This window comes from Streptomyces sp. NPDC050161 (assembly GCF_044460025.1).
Taxonomy (GTDB): Bacteria; Actinomycetota; Actinomycetes; order Streptomycetales; family Streptomycetaceae; genus Streptomyces.
In genome coordinates this window covers 69,845-89,617 of the sequence record NZ_JBITJM010000024.1, presented here as the reverse complement: position 1 = coordinate 89,617, position 19,773 = coordinate 69,845, and the positions used below count along the sequence as shown (strand labels likewise).

15 protein-coding genes are annotated in these 19,773 nt (G+C 72.9%); 5 read left to right on the top strand and 10 right to left on the bottom strand.

Features of this window, described 5'->3' with window-relative positions:
- Nucleotide 1 precedes the first annotated feature (1 nt).
- The 3 genes from ACIBK8_RS30335 to ACIBK8_RS30325 are packed head-to-tail and all read right to left on the bottom strand — an operon-like array spanning nucleotide 2 to nucleotide 3,119.
- On the bottom strand, nucleotides 2–910 hold the full coding sequence (locus tag ACIBK8_RS30335) for a sugar ABC transporter permease (RefSeq protein ID WP_399045283.1): 909 nt from the start codon (nucleotides 908–910) through the stop codon (nucleotides 2–4).
- A gap of 2 nt (nucleotides 911–912) precedes the next feature.
- Nucleotides 913–1,848 (bottom strand): carbohydrate ABC transporter permease, encoded by a 936-nt coding sequence (locus ACIBK8_RS30330; RefSeq protein ID WP_399045281.1) that lies wholly within the window; start codon nucleotides 1,846–1,848, stop codon nucleotides 913–915.
- Nucleotides 1,845–3,119, bottom strand: a complete 1,275-nt coding sequence (locus ACIBK8_RS30325) for an extracellular solute-binding protein (RefSeq protein ID WP_399045280.1) — start codon at nucleotides 3,117–3,119, stop codon at nucleotides 1,845–1,847. The genes ACIBK8_RS30330 and ACIBK8_RS30325 overlap by 4 nt, the downstream gene beginning before the upstream one ends.
- Nucleotides 3,120–3,343: 224 nt before the next feature.
- On the opposite strand from ACIBK8_RS30325, the gene ACIBK8_RS30320 reads away from it, so the two are divergent.
- Nucleotides 3,344–4,978, top strand: a complete 1,635-nt coding sequence (locus ACIBK8_RS30320; RefSeq protein ID WP_399045278.1) for a glycoside hydrolase family 13 protein — start codon at nucleotides 3,344–3,346, stop codon at nucleotides 4,976–4,978.
- A gap of 40 nt (nucleotides 4,979–5,018) precedes the next feature.
- On the opposite strand, the gene ACIBK8_RS30315 is transcribed toward ACIBK8_RS30320, so the two are convergent.
- Nucleotides 5,019–6,263, bottom strand: a complete 1,245-nt coding sequence (locus ACIBK8_RS30315; RefSeq protein ID WP_399045276.1) for an RNA-guided endonuclease InsQ/TnpB family protein — start codon at nucleotides 6,261–6,263, stop codon at nucleotides 5,019–5,021.
- Nucleotides 6,264–6,441: 178 nt separating this feature from the next.
- On the opposite strand from ACIBK8_RS30315, the gene ACIBK8_RS30310 reads away from it, so the two are divergent.
- Together ACIBK8_RS30310 and ACIBK8_RS30305 are read left to right on the top strand one after the other, a co-directional pair.
- The gene (locus tag ACIBK8_RS30310; protein WP_399045275.1) at nucleotides 6,442–7,497 is read left to right on the top strand and encodes a LacI family DNA-binding transcriptional regulator; all 1,056 of its coding nucleotides are present in this window, start codon (nucleotides 6,442–6,444) and stop codon (nucleotides 7,495–7,497) included.
- A 96-nt stretch (nucleotides 7,498–7,593) separates the two neighbouring features.
- A complete protein-coding gene (locus tag ACIBK8_RS30305; RefSeq protein ID WP_399045273.1) occupies nucleotides 7,594–8,454 on the top strand; it encodes a phosphatase PAP2 family protein in 861 nt (286 codons plus the stop codon).
- Nucleotides 8,455–8,499: 45 nt separating this feature from the next.
- Here the strand turns inward: ACIBK8_RS30305 and ACIBK8_RS30300 are convergent, their stop codons facing one another.
- Together ACIBK8_RS30300 and ACIBK8_RS30295 are read right to left on the bottom strand one after the other, a co-directional pair.
- Complete coding sequence (locus tag ACIBK8_RS30300; RefSeq protein ID WP_399045271.1) at nucleotides 8,500–10,149, bottom strand: amidohydrolase; 1,650 nt, start codon at nucleotides 10,147–10,149, stop codon at nucleotides 8,500–8,502.
- A 68-nt stretch (nucleotides 10,150–10,217) separates the two neighbouring features.
- Complete coding sequence (locus ACIBK8_RS30295; protein ID WP_399045270.1) at nucleotides 10,218–11,717, bottom strand: APC family permease; 1,500 nt, start codon at nucleotides 11,715–11,717, stop codon at nucleotides 10,218–10,220.
- Nucleotides 11,718–11,919: 202 nt separating this feature from the next.
- Between ACIBK8_RS30295 and ACIBK8_RS30290 the strand changes: the two genes are divergently transcribed.
- Complete coding sequence (locus tag ACIBK8_RS30290) at nucleotides 11,920–12,540, top strand: TetR/AcrR family transcriptional regulator (RefSeq protein ID WP_399045269.1); 621 nt, start codon at nucleotides 11,920–11,922, stop codon at nucleotides 12,538–12,540.
- 14 nt (nucleotides 12,541–12,554) lie between these two features.
- Here the strand turns inward: ACIBK8_RS30290 and ACIBK8_RS30285 are convergent, their stop codons facing one another.
- The 4 genes from ACIBK8_RS30285 to ACIBK8_RS30270 all read right to left on the bottom strand — a co-directional run bounded on the left by ACIBK8_RS30285 (nucleotide 12,555) and on the right by ACIBK8_RS30270 (nucleotide 19,008).
- Nucleotides 12,555–15,578, bottom strand: coding sequence for a bifunctional [glutamine synthetase] adenylyltransferase/[glutamine synthetase]-adenylyl-L-tyrosine phosphorylase (locus tag ACIBK8_RS30285; RefSeq protein WP_399045267.1), 3,024 nt, complete (start codon nucleotides 15,576–15,578; stop codon nucleotides 12,555–12,557).
- Nucleotides 15,579–15,681: 103 nt separating this feature from the next.
- Entirely contained in the window at nucleotides 15,682–17,043 is a 1,362-nt protein-coding gene (gene glnA, locus ACIBK8_RS30280; protein WP_393679723.1) for a type I glutamate--ammonia ligase, read from the bottom strand.
- Between the two features lie 311 nt (nucleotides 17,044–17,354).
- Entirely contained in the window at nucleotides 17,355–18,176 is an 822-nt protein-coding gene (locus ACIBK8_RS30275) for an alpha/beta fold hydrolase (protein ID WP_399045334.1), read from the bottom strand.
- Between the two features lie 94 nt (nucleotides 18,177–18,270).
- Nucleotides 18,271–19,008: a DUF998 domain-containing protein gene (locus ACIBK8_RS30270; protein WP_399045333.1), complete on the bottom strand. Its 738-nt coding sequence runs from the start codon at nucleotides 19,006–19,008 to the stop codon at nucleotides 18,271–18,273.
- A 472-nt stretch (nucleotides 19,009–19,480) separates the two neighbouring features.
- Here ACIBK8_RS30270 and ACIBK8_RS30265 point away from each other — a divergent pair, with 472 nt between their 5' ends.
- Nucleotides 19,481–19,753 (top strand): hypothetical protein, encoded by a 273-nt coding sequence (locus ACIBK8_RS30265; protein ID WP_399045266.1) that lies wholly within the window; start codon nucleotides 19,481–19,483, stop codon nucleotides 19,751–19,753.
- Nucleotides 19,754–19,773 lie beyond the last annotated feature (20 nt).

Sequence of the window (19,773 nt, the reverse complement as noted above, 5' to 3'; positions counted from 1 at the left end):
GTCATCCCTTGGTCGTGCCGGCGGTCAGGCCGGATACGAGGTGGCGTTGGGCGAGGGCGAAGACGAGGGCGGCGGGCACCGCGATGATCACGGCGGCGGCGGTCATCGAGCCCCAGTCGTTGGTGTACTGGTTGACGAAGGTCTGGAGGCCGCCGGCGAGGGTGAGGTGCTGCTCACCGGTCATGAAGGCGGAGGCGTAGGCGACTTCGGCCCAGGCGGTGACGAAGGTGTAGAAGCCGGTGACGGCGAGGCCGGGGCGGGCGAGCGGGAGGACCAGACGCCAGAAGGTGCCGAAGGGGTTGAGCCCGTCGACCCGGCCCGATTCGTCGATCTCCACGGGGATGGTGTCGAAGTAGCCCTTCATCATCCAGGCGCAGAACGGGACGGCGATGGTGAGGTACGTGACGATCAGGCCGACGGGCTGGTTGAGCAGGCCGAGGGTGGCCATCAGGTTGTAGAGCGGCACGATCAGCACCGCGACCGGGAACATCTGGGTGATCAGCAGCAGCCACATCAGCGGGCGCATGCCGGGGAAGCGGAAGCGGCTGACGGCGTAGCCGGTGGTGGCGGAGAGCAGGACGCCGATGACGGTGGTCGCGCCGACGACGACCACCGAGTTCCCGAACCAGGTGAGGAACTCCGTGTCGGCCAGCACGTGGGTGTAGTTGCCGAAGGTGAAGTGGCTGATCAGGCCGGTGGAGAAGGCGTCGTTGCGGGGTTTGAAGGACGTCACCAGGAGCCAGAACGGCGGGAAGACCGCGATGGCCGCCGCGGCCAGCAGGGTGAGGTGGAGCGCCACGGAGGCCATCGGGCCGCGGTGGCCCCGGCGGCGGGCGGCGCGGCGCGGCCCGCGGGGGTCCGCGGTGTCCTGGGTGCCCGTCCGGGGTGTGCGGGTCGTGGTCGGCGTCATGGTCACCACTCCTCTCCCTGCTTGCGCAGCGCCCTGCGGTAGACGACGGCGACCAGCGAGAGCAGCAGCAGGATCAGGACGCCCCAGGTCGCGGAGGCGGAGAAGTCGCGGGGGCTGTCGACGAAGGAGAGCCGGTAGGCGTAGGTCACCAGGATCTCGGTGGCGTCCCCGGGGCCGCCCCGGGTGAGCAGGAAGATCACCGGGAACATGTTGAAGGTCCAGATGGTGGAGAGCAGGATCACGGTGCCGCTGACGGCGCGCAGCCCGGGGACGGTGATGTGCACGAAGCGCTGCCAGGGGCTCGCGCCGTCCGTCTCGGCGGCTTCGTGGAGTTCGCCGGGGATGGACTGGAGGCCGCCGAGCAGGGCGACGAGCATGAAGGGGACGCCGAGCCAGACGTTGACGGCGATGACCGAAAGCTTCGCCCAGGAAGGGTCGTTGAGCCACGGGACGGCGTCGATGCCGCCGCCGGTGAGGACCTTGTTGAGCAGGCCGTTCTTCTCGTTGTAGAGCATCCGCCAGGTGAAGACGGAGATGAAGGCGGGGATGGCCCAGGGCAGGATCAGGGCCAGGCGGTAGAAGGTGCGGCCCCGCAGGGTGCGGTTCAGCAGGCTCGCCAGGGCCAGGCCGATGGTGAAGGTCAGGGTGACGCAGGCGACGGTCCAGGCGGCGGTCCAGCCCAGGCGGCCCCAGAAGACGCCGTCGGTGAGCACCGCCCGGTAGTTGTCCAGGCCGGTGAAGTGGTACGTCGCGGGGATGTGGTTGACGCCGATGTCCCGTGCGACGTTGGCCTCGTCGGCGTCGGTGAGGGAGAGGAAGGCGCCGCGCACCAGCGGGTAGCCGATGATCACCCCGATGACGAGGACGACCGGGGCGGTCATCGTCCAGGCGTACCAGTGGGTGCCCAGGGCCCGGCGCAGCCGTGCGACGGGGGTCACTTGTAGTCCTTGAGCAGCTTCCGGTAGGCGTCGCCGGTCGCCCTGGCGGCCTGCTCGGGCGAGGCGGCGCCGCTGAGCACCTTGTTCATCTGCACCTTGACCGGTTCGAAGAGGGAGTTGCCCTCGGCGATCCAGGGCCGCTGGACGGCGCCGTCGACGGCGGGCTTGAAGAACCTGACCATCTCGTTCTTCCTGACGTCCGGCAGGGCGTAGACGGACTTGCGGGTCGGGAGCAGGCTGAGCTCGGCGGTGGTCCGCTGCTGGACGGACGCCGAGCTCATGTACTTCGCGAAGGCGTAGGAGGCGGCGAGGTTCTTCGATCCGGCGTAGACGGAGAGGTTCCAGCCGCCCTGCGGGGAGCCCCGGTCCGCGGAGCCGCCGGGTACCGGGGCGACGCCGAGGTTCCCCTTGTCCTGGAACTCCCCTCCCGCGCGGGCGCCTTCGATGTCCCAGGGTCCGTCGACGGCCATCGCGACGTCGCCGTCCTTGAGGGCCTTGAGCTGGTTCTCCTGGCCGTCGGTGGCGTCGGTGACGGCGGCCTTGGAGTCGACCAGCTTCTTGATGGTGCGAAAGGCCCGGATACCGGCGGCGTCGTCGATCCGCACGGCCTTGTCCTTGGCGCTGACCATGTCGCCGCCCTCGCCGTAGAGGTAGGGCAGGAACCAGTAGGGGTCGTCGCCGCGGAGGTAGAGGGCGGTGGCGCCGGTCCTCTTCTTGATCTTCCCGGCGGTGCCGGCGAGTTCCGCGAAGGTCTTGGGGACCTCGACACCGGCCTTCTTGAGGAGCTTCTTGTTGTAGAAGAGGCCGAGGGTGTCGATGACTTGGGGCACGGCGTAGGTCTTGCCCCGGTACTTGGCGGAGCCGAGTGCCTGCGGGAGGTAGTCGGATGTCCTGTCGAGGGCGGGGGTGCCGTCGAGCGGGGCGAGGTAGCCGAGGTGGGCGAAGTCGGCGACCCAGGCGACTTCGGTGCGCATCACGTCGGGGGCTCCCGCGTTGCCGCCCGCGGCGTTCTTGAACTTGGCGTTGGCGTCCCCGAAGGGCACGTGGACGTAGGCGACGTGGACCTTGGGGTGCTGCTTCTCGAAGTCCTCGGCGAGCTTCTTGTACGTCGCCTTCTCCGCGTCGTTGGAAGTGTCCCAGAAGGTGACGGTGCCCGCGATCTCACCGCCCGCGCCGTTCGTGCCACCGTCCCCGCCGCCGCATGCCGTCGCCGTCAGGGCCAGGCCCGCTATCAGCGCGGCGGCGGTGCCGCCACGTATGCCACGCCGCATGTGAACTCCTTTGGGAATCGCCTGAGATGGCGGTCAGGAACGTAACAGCGCCGCAAGGAAACGGAAAGAGTTTGCGGTAAATTTCTGCAAGCTCACCGGAAGGCAGTGCGGGGAGATGACCGGAAGGCCACCCGGCACCCGGCCGCCCGCCCCGTCACCGCACGGCCGCCCGAGCGTTGATTCCGGTGGAGACCGACCGACTCCTCACACGACAGGGACGGCAGATGACCCAGGAGCTCACTTCCCCCAGCCCCGCCCGCCAGGCACCAGGACCGGGCCGCGGTCCCGGGTGGTGGCGCGACGCCGTCATCTACCAGGTCTACGTACGCTCGTTCGCGGACAGCGACGGCGACGGCATCGGCGACCTGCAAGGCGTGCGCAGCCGCCTGCCGTACCTCAAGGAGCTGGGCGTGGACGCCGTCTGGCTCACGCCGTTCTACGCGTCCCCGCAGGCCGACGGGGGGTACGACGTCGCCGACTACCGCGCCGTCGACCCGCTCTTCGGCCGCCTCCAGGACGCCGACGAACTGATCCGCGCCGCCCACGAGACGGGCCTGCGGGTCATCGTCGACATCGTGCCCAACCACACATCCGACCAGCACCCGTGGTTCCAGGACCCGGAGCTGGCCCGGCAGCGTTACATCTTCCGCCCCGGCAAGGGCGACAGCGGCCAACTGCCGCCGAACGACTGGGAGTCGATCTTCGGAGGCCCCGCCTGGACCCGCACCGGGCGCGGCGACTGGTACCTCCACCTCTTCGCCCCCGAGCAGCCCGACCTCGACTGGGAAAACCCGGACGTGCACGCCGAGTTCACGGCCATCCTGCGGTTCTGGCTCGACCTCGGCGTGGACGGCTTCCGGATCGACGTCGCGCACGGCATGGTCAAGGCGGCGGGCCTGCCGGACATCGGCCACGGCCGGCAGGCCACCCTGATCGGCAGCCAGCACCTGCCGTTCTTCGACCAGGACGGGGTGCACGCCATCCACCGCGCCTGGCGCACCCTGCTGGACGGCTACGACGGCGCCCGCATCGGCGTCGCGGAGGCATGGGCACCCACCCCGGAGCGACTGGCGCTCTACGTACGGCCCGACGAGCTGCACCAGGCGTTCAACTTCCAGTTCCTGGGCACCGGTTGGCGGGCCGACGGGCTCCGCGAGGTCATCGACGCCTCCCTCGCCGCCACCGCGTCCGTCGGCGCCCCCACCACCTGGGTGCTCTCCAACCACGACGTCGTCCGCCACACCACCCGCCTCGGCGGCGGCCTCGCGCGGGCCCGCGCCGCGACCCTCCTGATGCTCGCCCTGCCCGGCTCCGCCTACCTCTACCAGGGCGAGGAGCTGGGCCTGCCCGAGGTCACCGACCTGCCCGACGAGGTGCGCCAGGACCCGGCGTTCTTCCGCGGCGCCGCGTCCGCCGGGCCCGCACCGGACGGCACGGCCGACGCCGGGGGCCAGGACGGCATGCGGGACGGCTGCCGGGTGCCGCTCCCCTGGGCGGGCGACCGGCCGCCGTACGGCTTCGGCCCCGGCGGCAGCTGGCTGCCGCAACCGGCCGACTGGGGCGCCCTCTCCGTGGCGGCGCAGACCGGCGACCCGGACTCCACCCTGGAGCTGTACCGCACGGCGCTCGCCCTGCGCCGCACGCTGCCCGGCCTGGGCGACGGCCCGATGAACTGGCGCCCGGCCCCCGACGGGGTGCTCACCTTCGCCCGCCCCGGCGTGCTGTGCACCGTGAACACCCTGCCGGATCCGGTCGAAATCCCGCTGCCGGGACGGCCGTTGCTGTCCAGCGCGCCGGTCGCCACCGAGGACGGCAGCGCACTGCTGCCGGGCGACAGCTGCACGTGGTGGGCAATCTGAGGAGCGAAAGGTAAAGTCCGGTCCTTGACGCCTCCCCCAGCTAAGTCAGGGGGATTCCTGGCTCACGTCGCCTGCGGACCGGCGGCCCGTCAGGTCTTGCACGATCAGCACCAGCCGGGTTGAGACCAGCCCGGACCAGCATCACGCGAGCGGAGTTCTTGTCCCTGGGGGACACGGCTCCGCACGCGGTGCAGGCATACGTTCGTTCCGAGAGAGGTAGTGCGTGCTTGGTTCTCGCTCCGCACTGCGCACAGTCCATCGTGGTGTGCGCCGGGTGCACCAGATGCACAGCCCGGCCGTGCTTCCTGGCCATCTCGACCAACGCGCCCTTGGTGGCACCGATCGCGGCATCGGCCGCCTTGCGCGCCATGGTCGACTTGGCGAGGAACCTCGGCCGGAAGTCCTCGACAGCCAACGCGTCATGGTCGCGAACAACCTTCTTGGCCCACTTGCGGCCGGTGTCCTGACGCTGCCTGGCCACCTTCTTGTGCAGCTTCGCGGTCTGCCGCCTGGCTTCGCGGTAGCCCTTGGACGCGGCCTGCCCCCGCTTGGGCTTCCTGCGGGCCATCATCCGCTGGTACCTGGCCAGGCGCTGCGCTGCGGTCCTCCCGTGCTGCGGGTGGGGAAGGTCGTGGGCGTCGCTCGTGGTGGTCGCGGTCTCGCGTACGCCCCAGTCGACGCCGATCACACGGCCCGTGGCAGGCAGCTCCTCGGCCACGGTAGGGATGACGAAGGACGCGTACCACGCTCCGGTGCTGTCCTGGTAGACCCGCACGGACGACGGGGGCTCGGGCAGCGCCCGCGACCACACCACCGTCACCACGATGCCGCCCGCCAGGTGCAGACGACCGTCCTTGAGGCGGAAACCACGCCTGGTGTATTCGAGAGTCGGCAGCGCCTCGCGCTTCTTCTTCCACCTCGGCATCCCCGCCCGCTGCCGCAGGGGAAGCCGGGCCTTGATGTCCTTGAGCGCCTTGGCGCGGGACCTGCCGAAGTCGCGTATCAGCTGCTGCTGCGGAACGCACGCCCCCTCACGCAGCCACGGCATACGGGCACGCGCCTCCGTCAGCATCGCGGCGAGTTGCACCGGCCCACACGTCGCTCTATCGCCGGTCGCCTTGTTGCGCAGGTGCACGGCCTTCGACTTGGCGACGCACTCATTCCACACCCACCGGCACCGGTCCCACTCCGCCTCCAGTGCGGCACGAGCCGTGCGGGAGAGACGAAGACGGTAGGTGTACCGGGCATGCCCGGCCCCCTCGCCCGCCTTCGCTTCCGTCGCCATGAACAGCAACCTATCGGCGAGGTATGACAGTTGAAGGACCCGCCCCTGTGTGGGTTCCTCGCCGATCCGGTGGGTACTGCGATCCGCCCTGGCAGCGCATCACAGCCCTTTGCCCTGCTCCGCAGGAGCTTCGTTTCCTCACCCGGCCGAAGCCGGGCGCATCCACGAAGGAGATCCGATGACCGCCCGGCTCGCCGATATCGCAGCTCAGGCAGGTGTCAGCGAAGCCACCGTCAGCAGGGTGCTCAATGGGAAGCCCGGTGTCTCCGCGACCACCCGCCAGTCCGTTCTGGCCGCCCTCGACGTGCTGGGCTACGAACGTCCGGTGCGGCTGCGGCAGCGCAGCGCGGGTCTGGTCGGGCTGATCACCCCGGAGCTGGACAACCCGATCTTCCCGGCGTTCGCGCAGGTCATCGGGCAGGCGCTGACCCGCCAGGGATATACGCCGGTGCTCGCGACGCAGACACCCGGCGGCTCCACCGAGGACGAGCTGACGGAGATGCTGGTCGACCGCGGGGTGGTCGGCATCATCTTCGTCTCCGGGCTGCACGCCGACACCTCCGCCGACATGCAGCGCTACGCCAGGCTGCGCGGCCAGGGCGTGCCGTTCGTCCTGATCAACGGTTTCTCCGAGCGGGTGCAGGCGCCGTTCGTCTCGCCCGACGACCGCGCCGCCGTGCGGCTCGCGGTCACCCATCTCGTGGCGCTCGGGCACCGGCGGATCGGTCTCGCGGTGGGGCCACGGCGGTTCGTGCCGGTCCAGCGCAAGATCGAGGGCTTTGTGCACAGCATGCGGGAGCAGTTGGGCCTGACCCCCGACGAGGCCGACCGCTTCGTGCAGCATTCGCTGTACACGCTGGAGGGGGGCCAGGCCGCAGCCGCCGCGTTGATCGAGCGGGGTGCGACGGCGGTGGTCTGCGCCAGCGACATGATGGCGCTCGGCGCGGTACGGGCGGCCAGGCAGCGGGGGCTCGACGTACCGCGCGAGATGTCCGTGGTCGGCTTCGACGACTCCCCGCTGATCGCCTTCACCGATCCGCCGCTGACCACGATCCGGCAGCCGGTGCCCGCGATGGGGCAGGCGGCGGTGCGCGCGCTCCTTGAGGAGATGGGCGGCACCCCCGCGCCGCACAGTGAGTTCGTCTTCCACCCCGAACTGGTGGTCCGCGGGTCCACCGCCTCGGCACCAAAAGGGGCAAAGCTCCCCAAACCGGCCTGCACCCCTGAGAAGTAGGGGGTCCGCCGTCCCTCTTGAGTCCTACGCGGGGGCGTCGGATACCCGACTGGGGAATGATCGCCGGGTTACCGCTTTCTGGCAGACTGTCTGCCTATGGGTGAAGCGCATGTGAGGACTTTGGACGACCGGACGGCTCCCCCGCCGCCCCACGGCGCGACCGCGGAACGTCCTTCGGCAAAGGGCCGGATCGCCCGTCTGCGCTCCCCTCGCGCACCCCGCCTGTGGTTCGAGATCCTGCTGATCGCGATCAGCTACTGGGTCTACTCCCTCATCCGCAACGCGGTCCCCGAGCAGGAGGCCAAGGCGCTGCGGAACGCCGACTGGGTCTGGCAGGCCGAGCACTCCCTGGGCATCGCGGTCGAGCAGGCCGTCAACCACGCGGTGAACGCCGTGACGTGGCTGATCGTCCCGATGAACTACTACTACGCCACCCTGCACTTCATCGTGACCATCGGCGTCCTGGTCTGGCTCTACCGCTGGCACCCCGGCCGCTACACCGCGGCCAGGCTCGCCCTGTTCGCGACCACCGGCGTGGCACTGGTCGGCTACTACTTCTATCCGCTGGCGCCGCCGCGGCTGATGGCGGGCGGCGGCTTCGTCGACACCCTGCCCGCGCACCACACCTGGGGCTCGATGGCGTCCGGCGATCTCGCCTCGATGTCGAACCAGTACGCGGCGATGCCGTCGATGCACATCGGCTGGTCGCTGTGGTGCGGCCTGACCATAGCGCTGCTGGCCCGCCCGGTGTGGGCGAAGGTCATCGGGCTGCTCTACCCGTTCTTCACCCTGCTCGTCATCGTCTCCACCGCCAACCACTTCTGGCTGGACGCGCTCGGCGGCGTCCTCTGCCTGCTCTTCGGCTTCGCCCTCGCCTGCCTCTGGTACGGCACGCTGCCGCACCATCTGGCGCGGCACGTCGGCGGCCCGGCCCGGAGCGCGGCCGTCGCGGGCTGAGGACCGCTGCGGGCGGACGGCCGTACCGCCCGCCCGCGCGGCCCGTTACGCCACGCCCCGGTGGGTGACCCGGCCGCCGCTCATCGTCAGCCGTACGGGGGCGGCGGCGACGTCGTCGGCCGGCGCGGTCACCGGATCGACGGCCAGGGCGGTGAGGTCGGCGCGGAAGCCGGGCGCGATCCGTCCTGCCTGTGCCTCTTCGCCCGCGGCCAGCGCGGCGTGCGAGGTGAGGCCCTCCAGCGCCATCAGCCCGGTCAGTGCCTGTTCCGGGGTGACCGGTGCGGTGCCCAGCTCGCCCGCGGGGCGCCGCAGCCGGGCGGCGGCCAGGGTGGCACGCGGGTCGTGGTGGGCGATGGGCCAGTCGGAGCCGAGCACCAGCACGGCGCCGGCGTCGCGCAGGTCACGGCAGCGCCAGGCCCGCCCGGCGCGCTCCGTACCGACCCGCTGCGACCAGGCGTCGGTGTGGTCGGCGCGGGTGTATCCGGTGTGCAGGGGCTGCATGGAGGCGACGACGCCGAGCGCGGCGAAGCGGGCGAGCTGGTCGGTGGGCACCGTCTCGATGTGCTCGATGCGGTGCCGGTGGCGGCCCTGGGCGCCGGTGTCGCCGAGGAGTTCGACGGTGTCCAGGACGTGCCGGACGGCGGCGTCGCCGATGGCGTGGGTGGCGGTGCGCACCCCGGCGCGGGCGAGGTGGTGCACGGCGTGGGTGTAGGCGGCCGGGTCGGGCCAGAACGCCTCGGTGCCCTCGCCGTGGCAGTCCGGGCGCTCCAGCCAGGCGGTGCCGCCCTCGATGGTGCCGTCCATGAAGAACTTCACGCCGTCCACCCGCCATTGACGGCCGCCCTGTTGCTGGAGCGCGACGAGGTGGTCGAGCCCTTCGGTGCCGATGCCCGGCATGCACCAGGGCGCGAGGCGCAGCCGCAGCGGGAGGTGTCCTTCGGCCTCGATGCCGTCCAGGAGCTGCACGGCGTCCGGGCTCTGGAGGTCCATGACGTGGGCGCCGGTGAGCCCGGCGGCTGCCATCTCGTCGAGGGCGGCCAGCAGCCGGGTGCGGCGTTCGGCGGCGGAGGGGCGGGGGACGACGGGCAGCAGCAGGTCCATCGCCGCGTGTTCGACGAGGTGTCCGGTGGGCCGGCCGTGATCGTCGCAGACGACGCTGGCGCGCTGGGTGAAGGTGCGCGGCCCTTCGATGCCGGCGGCGGCCAGGGCGGCGCCGCTGGCCAGGGCGGAGTGCCCGTCGTAGAGGCGCAGGAAGGCGGGGGCGCCGCCGAGCGCGTCCTCGATGAGATCGCGGTGGACGGGGCGGTCGCCGAAGACGTTGTGGTCGAGGCCCCAGCCGGTGACCCACTGGCCGGGGCGCAGCTCGCGGGCGGCGGCGGCGAGCGCGGCGCGCAGGTCGTCGAGGCCGCGGCAGCCGGAGAGGTCGGTGCCGGTCGCCATGTCGACACCCCAGACGGGGTGGCTGTGCCCGTCGACGAAGCCCGGGGTGAGGGTGGCGCCGCCCAGGTCGATGACCTTGGTGGCGGGGCCACGCAGGTCGCGTACGTCCCCTTCGTCGCCGACCGCGGTGATCCGGCCGTCCTGGACGGCGACGGCGGTGGCCCAGGGGCGGGCCGGGTCGAGGGTGCGGACGCGGGCGCCGGTCAGGACGGTGTCGGCTGCGGCCGGGGCGGGGGTGGCGGGTGCGGACGGCACGGGGGCTCCTTCGGGATGCGGGTGGTGCGGGTGCGGTGGGGTGGGCGGGGGGTTCGGTCGGCGGGGGTTCAGTCGGCGTTCTCGTTCTCCGGTTCCGCGGCGAATCCCGCGTAGACGGCGGGGGCGGACCTGCGGGTCCTGCGGGCGAGGAGCAGGCCGAGGGCGAAGACGGCGGGGACGGAGAGGACCAGGACGGTGTTGGCGGGCATCCGCGCGCCGGTCATCAGGCCGATCTTGGCGACGACCAGCCAGATCGCGCCGGCCATCAGCAGGACGGCGGCCACCGGGGCGACGCGGGTGCGCAGGATGCCTTCCCGGTGGCTGATGCGGCGGAAGTAGCAGGGCACGGCGGCGGCGGTGAGCGCCTGGAGCACCAGCAGGCCCAGCATTCCCGGGGTGTTCATCCACAGCAGCAGCTGCCGGTAGGGGTCGGCTCCGGCGAGCGCGAAGCCGAGGACGACGAGCACCGCGATGGCGCTCTGCACGGCGCCCGCGACGTGCGGGGAGCGGTTGCGCGGGTGGATGCGGCCGAGCGCGGCGGGCAGCACGCCTTCCTGGGCGAGGGAGAGTCCGTAGCGGGTGATGGCGTTGTGGAAGGCGAGTTGGGAGGCGAGGACGCTGGTGATGATGAAGAGGTGCATCAGGTCGGCGGCCCAGGTGCCGACGTAGCGCTCGGTGGCGGTGAAGAACAGCCCGGCCGGGTCGTGGAGCGCGGCCTTGACGATCGCGTCGCCGCCGTACGCCTGGATGATGATCCAGATGATGAAGGCGTAGAAGAGGCCGAGGAAGGCGACCGCGGCGTAGGTGGCGCGCGGGATGGTGCGGGCCGCGTCGCGGGCCTCGCGGCGGTAGATGGCGGTGGACTCGAACCCGGTGAAGGCGGCGAACGCGAAGGCGAGTACCGCGCCGGTGCCGGGGACCAGGACGTGCTGCGGGGCGAAGGACTCCGCCGTCAGGCCGTGCGCGCCGCCGTGCAGCAGCACCCCGCCGGCCAGCAGGACGAGGATGCCGGTCTCGGCGACCAGCAGGACGCCCAGCACCTTCGCGCCGAAGTCGATGCTGCGGTGGCCGAGGTACCAGATGACGGCGACGCCGGCGAGGGCGATCGGCGGCCAGGGGACGTGGATGCCCCAGAAGGCTTCCAGGGCGTCCTGGGTGGCGGTGGCGAGCAGTCCGTAGACGCCGATCTGCATGCCGTTGTAGGCGAGCAGGGCGAGGGTGGCGGCGCCGAAGCCGGCCGGGCGGCCCAGGCCGCGGGTGATGAACGCGTAGAAGCCGCCGCCGTGCCGTACGTGCCGGGCCATCGTGGTGAAGCCGACGGCGAACAGGGCGAGGGTGGCGCCGGCCACGAGGTAGCCGACGGGTGCGCCGACGCCGCCCGCCCCGATGGCGACGGGCGAGGTGCCGGCCATGACGGTGAGCGGCGCGGCGGCGGAGATGACGAAGAAGGCGATGTCCGCGACGCCGAGGGTGCCGCGGCGCAGGCCGGCGGCGGGCTGCGGCGGGGTGTCGGACGGTGCGGCGGTGCGGGTCGGCGACCCGTCTCGGGTCTCGGGGGCTGCGGCCATGGAGGTGCTGTCCTTCTGCGGCGGGGAGCGGACGCGGCACCGGCTCCGTTCCGGCGCTGTGGAGGGGTGGCACGGCGCCGGGCGGTCGGTGGTCCACGGGGTGAGAACCAGGAAACCTGTGCAGAAACCTAAAGCCTTTCGGTTTTTGCAATGTAACCCCCGCCCGTACCATTCGGGAAGACTCACGAGCGGGAGAGATGACATGGCGAGGCCGCGCACACCGCTGCTGGACCGGGCGCGGATCGGCGAGACCGCGCTGCGCCTCGTCGACGAGCAGGGCGACTTCAGCGTCCCGCAGATCGCCCGCGCGCTCGGCGTGCAGACCGCGTCCGTGTACCACCATGTGGACGGCAGGACCGGGATCATCGAACTGCTGCGGGAGCGCATCAACGACTCCATCGACGCCTCGGCCCTCGACACCGCCCCCTGGGACGCGGCCCTGGAAGCCTGGGCCCGCTCCTACCTCGCCGCGTTCGCCGCCCACCCGCGCGCCATCCCGCTGCTGACCGTCTCACCGGTACGCGCCCCGAAGGTGCTGGCCCTCTACGAGCGGGTGTCCGCGCTGCTGCTGGACGCCGGGTTCGCGCCGTCCGACGTCATCCCGGTGATCGTGGCGCTGGAGAACGTCGTGCTGGGCTCGGCCCTCGACCTGGCCGCGCCGGAGGCCATGTGGGACGTCGCCGACGCGGACCGGACGCCGCACCTCGCGCGGGCACTCGCCGCCACCGGTCCTGGACGGGCGGGAACCGCCTTCGAACTGGCGCTGGCCGGCGTGCTGGCCCGGGTCCGCGAGATACCGGCGGGCGGCCCGGCCGGTACCTGAGCGGGCGGCCTGGCTCACCCGCCGTAGAACAGCTCCTCCACCACCGCGCGGGCCCGCCGGGTGATCCGCCGGTAGTCGTCCAGCATCTCGCCGACGTGCCCCTCCTCGTAGCCCAAGTAGCGGCCCACGGCGGCCAGTTCGCGGCCGTCGGCGGGGAAGGTGTCGCCGGGCCTGCCGCGCACCAGCATCACGGCGTTGCGCACCCGCGCCGCCAGCACCCACGCCTCGTCGAGGATCTGCGCGTCCTCCGTGCCGATCAGGCCTGCGGCGTGCGCGGCGGCCAGCGCCTGCCGGGTCCGCGTCGTCCGCAGCCCCGGGATCTCCCAGCCGTGCTGCATCTGGAGCAGCTGCACCGTCCACTCGACGTCGCTCAGACCGCCGCGCCCCAGCTTGGCGTGGGTGGTCGGATCGGCGCCGCGCGGCAGCCGCTCGGTCTCCATCCGCGCCTTGAGCCGGCGGATCTCGCGCACCGCGTCCTCACCGAGGCCCTCGACGGGATAGCGCAGCGGGTCGATCAGCTCGATGAACCGCTGCCCCAGACCGGCGTCCCCGGCGACCGGTTCGGCGCGCAGCAGGGCCTGCGCCTCCCACACCAGCGACCAGCGCCGGTAGTAGGCCGCGTACGAGGCGAGGGTGCGCACCAGCGGACCCGACCTGCCCTCCGGCCGCAGGTCCGCGTCGATCGGCAACGGCGGGTCGGCGGACGGGAGTTGGAGCAGTCTGCGCATTTCGTCGGCGACCGCCTTGGCGGCCCTGGCGGCCTCCTGCTCGTCGGCGCCAGGCCACGGCTCGTGCACGAACAGCACGTCGGCGTCCGAGCCGTAGCTCAGCTCGTGGCCGCCGAACCTGCCCATGCCGATGACGGCGAAGCGGGTGGGCAGGGTGTCGCCCCAGCTCTCGCGGACCGCGGCCCGCAGCGCCCCGGCGAGGGTCGCCGCGTTCAGGTCGGAGACCGCAGCGCCGACCCCGTCCACCGCCCGGCCCCGGTCCTCCTCCGCCGGGCTGCCCTCCGTGCCGTACGCGCCGATCACATCGGCCGCCGCGGTACGGAACAGCTCCCTGCGGCGCACCCCGCGGGCCGCCGCGACCGCCGCCTCCGCGCCGCTCGCCCGCCCGACCGCGGCCAGCACCTCCTGCTCAAGGGCCGCCCGGCCGCGTGGCCGCAGCCCGTCGGCCGCGCCCAGCAGCGCCACCGCTTCGGGGGCGCGCAGCAGCAGGTCGGGGGCGAGCCGCCCGGCGGACAGCACCCGGGCGAGGTTCTCCGCCGCCGCGCCCTCGTCCCGCAGCAGCCGCAGGTACCAGGGCGTCTTGCCGAGCGCGTCGGAGACCTTGCGGAAGTTGAGCAGCCCGGCGTCCGGGTCGGCGGAGTCCGCGAACCAGCCCAGCAGCACCGGCAGCAGCGTCCGCTGGATCGCCGCCTTACGGGTCACCCCGGACGCCAGCGCCTCCAGGTGACGCAGCGCCGCCACCGGGTCGGCGTACCCGAGCGCTTCGAGACGGTGCCCCGCCGCCTTCGCGGAGAGCCGCGTCTCGACGGGCTCCAGGTGCGCGACGGCGTCGAGCAGCGGCCGGTAGAACAGCTTCTCGTGCAGCCTGCGCACCTCGCGGGCGTGCCACCGCCACTGCTTGCGCAAGGCACAGGCCGGTTCGGTGCGCAGCCCCATCGAGCGGGCCAGCCGGCGCAGGTCGGCGTCGTCCTCGGGCATCAGGTGCGTCCGGCGCATCCGGTAGAGCTGGATGCGGTGCTCCATCGTGCGCAGGAAGCGGTAGGCGGCGTCCAGCGCCGCGGCGTCCTGGCGTCCGACGTAGCCGCCGGCGGCGAGCGCGGCCAGCGCGTCCAGGGTGGTGGCGCTGCGCAGCGTCGCGTCGCTGCGGCCGTGCACCAACTGGAGGAGCTGGACGGCGAATTCGACGTCGCGCAGCCCGCCGGGGCCCAGCTTCAGCTCCCGGTCGACCTGAGCTGCGGGGATGTTCTCGACGACCCGGCGCCGCATCTGCCGCACGTCGGCGACGAAGTTGTCGCGCTCGGCGACCTGCCACACCAGCGGCGCGAGCGCGTCCACGTACGCCCTGCCGAGGTCGGGGTCGCCGGCCATCGGGCGGGCCTTGAGCAGCGCCTGGAACTCCCAGGTCTTGGCCCAGCGCTGGTAGTAGGCGAGGTGGCTGCTGAGGGTGCGGACGAGCGGGCCGTTGCGGCCCTCGGGGCGGAGGTTGGCGTCGACCGGCCAGATGGTGCCCTCGACGGTGATGTCCGAGCAGACCCGCATCAGCCGGGCGGCGAGCCGGGTGGCGGCCTGAAGTGCCTTGTCCTCGTCGGTGCCTTCCTTGGCCTCGGCGACGAAGATGACGTCGACGTCCGAGACGTAATTCAGCTCGCGGCCACCGCACTTGCCCATGCCGATGACGGCCAGCTTGCAGACGGCCGCGTCGCCCGGTGCCTCCTCCGAGGCGATCTGGAGGGCGGCGCGGACCGTGGCGGTGGCCAGGTCGGCCAGTTCCGCCGCGGCCTGGCTGACGTCCGTCGTCCCGCACACGTCGCGGGCCGCGATGCCGAGCAGCGACCTGCGGTAGGCGATCCGCAGCGCGTCGGCGCGCGACAGGTCACGGCCCCGCTCGCCCCAGACACCCTCCGCGAGCGCCTCTTCGAACTCGGGGGTGGCGGGGTGCAGATCGGCCGCCTCGTAGGTGGCCAGCGACCGCCAGTCGTGCGGGTGCCTGGCGAGGTGGTCGGCGAGCGCCTCGGACGCGCCCATCACCCCCAGCAGCCGGTCGCGCAGCGGTTTCGCGGTGACCAGCGTGCTCAGCAGCAGCTGCTGCTCGTCCGGGTCCTGCGCCTCGACCAGCCGGACCAGGCCGAGCAGCGCCAGGTCGGGGTCGGCGGTGCCGGCGAGCGCTTCCAGGAGCTGCGAGTCGTCGCGTACGGAAGCGAGTTCGGGCGCGTCGAGCAGCCGCCCGGCCGCCGATGCATCGGTGAAACCGTGCCTCAGCAGCCGGGTGAAGGTGCTGCTCCGCCGGCCCTGCGGAGCGGGTTGTGCCATGGCGTGCGCCTCTCGGAACTCACCCGGCCGGCGGCCCGCACGCCATAGCGCGGGCCGCCCCGGGCAGGACGGAACGGAGACGGTGCGGACACCGCGAAGAGCCCTAGAGCACGGGCAGCATCTTGCGCAGCTCGAACGCGGTGACCTCGGAGCGGTACTCCTCCCACTCCTGCTTCTTGTTGCGCAGGAAGAAGTCGAAGACGTGCTCGCCGAGGGTCTCGGCGACCAGTTCGCTGCGTTCCATCAGCTCGATGGCCTCGCCGAGGTTCTGCGGCAGCGGCTCGATGCCCATCGCGCGGCGCTCGGAGTCGGACAGCGCCCAGACATCGTCGTCGGCGCCGGCCGGCAGGTCGTAGCCCTCTTCGATGCCCTTGAGTCCGGCCGCGAGCAGCACCGCGTACGTCAGGTACGGGTTCGCGCCGGAGTCGATGGAGCGGACCTCGACCCGCGTCGACCCCATCTTGCCCGGCTTGTACATCGGCACCCGGATCAGCGCGGAGCGGTTGTTGTGGCCCCAGCAGATGTAGGAGGGCGCCTCGCCGCCCGCGCCCGCGGTGCGGTTGGTGCCGCCCCAGATGCGCTTGTAGGAGTTCACCCACTGGTTGGTGACGGCGGAGATCTCGCCCGCGTGCCGCAGCAGTCCGGCGATGAACGACCGTCCCACCTTGGAGAGTTGGTACTCGGCGCCGGACTCGTGGAAGGCGTTGCGGTCGCCCTCGAACAGCGAGAGGTGGGTGTGCATGCCGGAGCCCGGGTACTCGGAGAACGGCTTGGGCATGAACGTCGCCTGCACGCCCTGCTCCAGCGCCACCTGCTTCATGACCAGCCGGAACGTCATGATGTTGTCAGCGGTCGACAGCGCGTCGGCGTACCGCAGGTCGATCTCCTGCTGGCCGGGGGCGCCCTCGTGGTGGCTGAACTCCACCGAGATGCCCATCGATTCCAGCATCGTGATGGCCTGCCGGCGGAAGTCCATCCCGACGTTCTGCGGGGTGTGGTCGAAGTAGCCCGACGAGTCGCCGGGCGTGGGCCGGGTGCCGTCGACGGGCTTGTCCTTGAGCAGGAAGAACTCGATCTCGGGGTGCGTGTAGAAGGTGAACCCGAGGTCGGATGTCTTGGCCAGGATCCGCTTGAGCACGTAGCGCGGGTCGGCGTACGACGGGGAGCCGTCGGGCATCAGGATGTCGCAGAACATCCGGGCGGTGCCGGGTGCCTCCGCGCGCCAGGGCAGGATCTGGAACGTGCCGGGATCCGGCTTGGCGATCATGTCCGACTCGTAGACCCGGGCGAAGCCCTCGATGGCCGAGCCGTCGAAGCCGATGCCCTCGTCGAACGCCTGCTCCAGCTCGGCGGGGGCGACGGCCACGGACTTGAGGAACCCGAGCACATCGGTGAACCACAGCCGTACGAAGCGGATGTCGCGCTCCTCCAGCGTGCGGAGCACAAACTCCTGCTGCTTGTCCATGGCTCACCAATCCTTGCAGGTCAATCGGCCTGTCCACGCACGCGGGAAAAACGGCGTGGCACACCAGTATCACGCGCGGGGGTTACCGTCACATTACGCACCCTTGGCCTGAATCAGAACCGTCGGGCCGTAACCTCCCGCGGGTCGCCCGCGCACCCCTTTCCGCCGCGCATTCCTGCCCCCACCTCCCACGATCCCGGCCGCCCCGCTGCCACGGAACGGCGGAACGGGCGGCTTGGCCCACTCTTGGAACGCAACTGAGTAACCGTTGACCGCGTGTTGACGAGCCGCAGCCGCGAGCCACGGCCGCTCTACAGGCCGAGTACCGCCTGCGCGACCGACTCCGGTGCGTCGGCCATCACCAGGTGGCCGGAGGGCGCGGCCACCACGAACCGGCCGCGCAGCTCGGCCGCGAGGGCCCGCTGGCGGCCCAGCCACCGCAGCCCGCGGGCCGTCTCGCCGCCGTCGTAGGCCGCCAGGACCGTCACCGGGACGTCGGGCATCGGACGTTGTGGACGCAGCTGTGCGAGGTCGGCGGCCTGGTAGGGGTAGCTCGCGTTCTCCAGCACGCAGGCGCGCAGCACCCGGCTGGTGCGGTAGGCGGCGCGCTCCCAGTGGTGCGGCGCGTGGTGGCCGATGGCCTGGGCCCGGCCCGCCAGCCTGCGGCCCGCGGGGCCCAGGGCGCGCGGCAGCCCGGCGGCGGCCAGCGCGCCGGCCAGGCCGCTCGCCCAGGCGCTGCGCACCGCGCGCGGCAGCCGCGGATCGGCCTTCTCCTCGACGCTGCCGTCGACCAGCACCAGTCCCGCGCAGCGGTGCGGGTGCAGCCGGGCGAACGCCTCGGCGTGGAAGGCGGCCAGGGAGTGGCCGACGACGGTGCAGCGGCCCCGGTGGCCGAGCGCGTCCAGCACCTCGGCGATCCGGTCCGCCTCGGCGGCCAGGGCGGGCGGCCCGGGTGCCGGGGCGCTGAGGCCGAGTCCCGGGCGGTCGAAGCGGACGACGGTGCGGTACGGGGCGAGCAGCGCGGCGACCTTCTCCCAGTCGAACCAGGCCATGCCGAGCCCGCCGCTGAGCACGCAGACCGGGCCGCTGCCCTCGCTCAGCACGTGCAGCGGTACGCCGCCGACCCGCAGCATGCGGCCCGGCGCGGGCCGCCCGCGACGGCCCGTACCGCCCTGGCCCTCGTCACCGCGGCTGCTCCCCGCGCTCCGGATCATCCGTGGCCTCCCGTCATCCGTGACCTCGCGTTTCCCGCTCCGATTCTCCCGCCGGGCGGCGATCGGGGCGCCCGCCGGTGCCCGGTGACCGTCCGGCGCGTGCCAGGCAGCGGGCGACGAGCGCGACGTAGAGGGCGACGAGCAGGACCTGGAGGCGCTGCCCCAGGCCCAGCGCCCAGGTGCCGGCGCCGGTGGTGAAGGCGGCGACGGCGGCCAGCGTCCAGAAGGTGGCGGCGAGTTCGGCCAGCAGCAGGGGCGGGCCCCAGCGGCCGAGCGGCGGCCACCAGGCGTAGCGGCGGGCGGTGAAGGTCAGCAGGGCCAGGGCGGCCAGCGCGCCGAGCATCGCCAGCGAGCTGCTGACCGCGTGCGCGGTGTGCGTGGCGGGCACCAGTCCCGCGGTCTCGCGGGCCGCGCACTCCGGGTCGTCGGTCGGCGCGCAGCTCAGCGGGAGCCGGGAGTCCAGGGCGGTGGCGGCGCCGAAGAGGGCCAGCGCGCCCCAGCCGGCCGTGGCCCACGGCCGCCGTCCCGGCAGGCTCAGCGCCAGGACCGCGCCGGCCAGCACCAGCAGCCCGGCCGCCAGGTCGGTGGCGCGGAAGAGACCGCCGAGCGGCTGGTCGGCGGCGGCCAGTTCGCTGACGTACGCGTCGACGGGGTCGAGGCCGGTGGCGACGACCAGCTCCAGGACCCACGCGGTGTACGCGACGGCGCCGAGCAGCAGCAGCGCGGCGGCCGTCCGCCGGCGGGCACGCACCGCCGGGCTGCGGTCCGCAGCGGGGAGGGACGGGGGCGCGGTCGCGGTCACGGACATCCTGGTGGTCGGGGCTCCCGCACGGCCCGGCCGCGACGGGCGGCCCCGGCGCGGCCGGACACGGCCGTCCGCGTACCGGCGCCGGGCGGGAACGGGCACGGTCGGGTCAGGTCAGGATAGGCGGCGGCCCCGCGGTGCGACGGGCCGAGGACGCGGGGCGCGACGGGTGCGCGGCGGGCGGGGGCGGCGCCGGTGTCACGGGAGGTGGGCGGTGCCCGGAAGCGGGCGGTTCCCGGGCCGCGCCGGGGCTCCCGTCGGCCCCGGGTGCCCCGCATGGCGTCTTGGCTCCGGTGTCCTGCGGGCCATTACAAGGGCGTCATACCCCACAGGGGTAGGGTGCGGGATCCAGGTGCCCGGCCGTACCGCCGTGCCGCTCCGTCAGCACCCGCCCGCCGTCCCCGACGAGAGGCCAGCGATGCGTGCACAGCCCCCGGCCGCCGCCCGGTGCGGCCGGCTGCCGCTGTGCGACGGGCCGACCGGTACCGGCGTCGCCGCCGGGCACACGTCCCGGCACCCGGCCCCCGGTCACGAACCTCTCGCCACGGCCCGGCCGGCCGCTCCGTCGCCCGGCCACCGCGCCCCGGGCACCCCGGCGGTCCGCGCCGCGCGGCTGCCCGGCGTGCGACGGGAGATATCCCCGCCGCTCCGCGCCCCTCTCCTCACCCGCCTGTCGCTCCTGCCCGGGTAGGGGGCGCCCGGCCCCGGCGC